Consider the following 669-nt stretch of genomic DNA (forward strand, 5'->3'; position numbering starts at 1 on the left):
AAAATCGTCTGCTCCGGTAACTTGGCGCAGATTGACTCACATTACCCCCCCCCAGTGACGTCAGGTTTGACCTACATGGTCGAACGCTTCAAGAACTTTGAAGGCAGTGCGAACATTCACCTCAACGGCGTGGTTCGTAGCCGCTTGGCAGAGTTTGCAGAAGAGAACCTCTAACCCACATCGATTCACGCACAAAGTAAAAGAGCGCTCCAATGAGCGCTCTTTTTATCAAGGTTCGAGTGATTTACTCGGTGCCACCAACAGTCAGTGAATCAAGCTTCAACGTTGGCTGACCAACGCCTACTGGCACGCTTTGACCTGCTTTACCACAAACGCCAACACCTTTATCGATGCTTAAGTCGTTACCGACCATCGACACTTGCTGCATCGCTTCAATGCCTGAACCGATTAGAGTTGCCCCTTTGACGGGACGAGTCACTTTACCATCTTCAATCAAGTACGCTTCTGATGCAGAGAACACGAACTTGCCAGAGGTGATATCCACCTGACCACCACCGAAGTTAGGCGCGTAGATGCCTTTCTTCACGGTCGAGATGATTTCTTCTGGTGTGTGTTCACCTGGCAGCATGTAGGTATTAGTCATGCGTGGCATCGGTAAGTGCGCGTAAGATTCGCGACGACCGTTACCCGTTGGGCTTACCCCCATTA

At 50.5% G+C, this 669-nt stretch carries 1 protein-coding gene and 1 pseudogene; one reads left to right on the forward strand and one right to left on the reverse strand.

Annotation, left to right across the window (positions count from 1 at the left end):
* Positions 1 to 174, forward strand: a pseudogene (locus R7E42_RS25055) (PhoH family protein); the annotation flags it as partial.
* Between the two features lie 70 nt (positions 175 to 244).
* Here R7E42_RS25055 and R7E42_RS25060 read toward each other — a convergent pair.
* Positions 245 to 669 (reverse strand): metallopeptidase TldD-related protein (locus tag R7E42_RS25060; protein WP_318073248.1); only part of this gene is annotated, 425 nt, incomplete at its 5' end.

Source organism: Vibrio sp. Vb1337 (assembly GCF_033338715.1).
GTDB lineage: Bacteria > Pseudomonadota > Gammaproteobacteria > Enterobacterales > Vibrionaceae > Vibrio > Vibrio alginolyticus.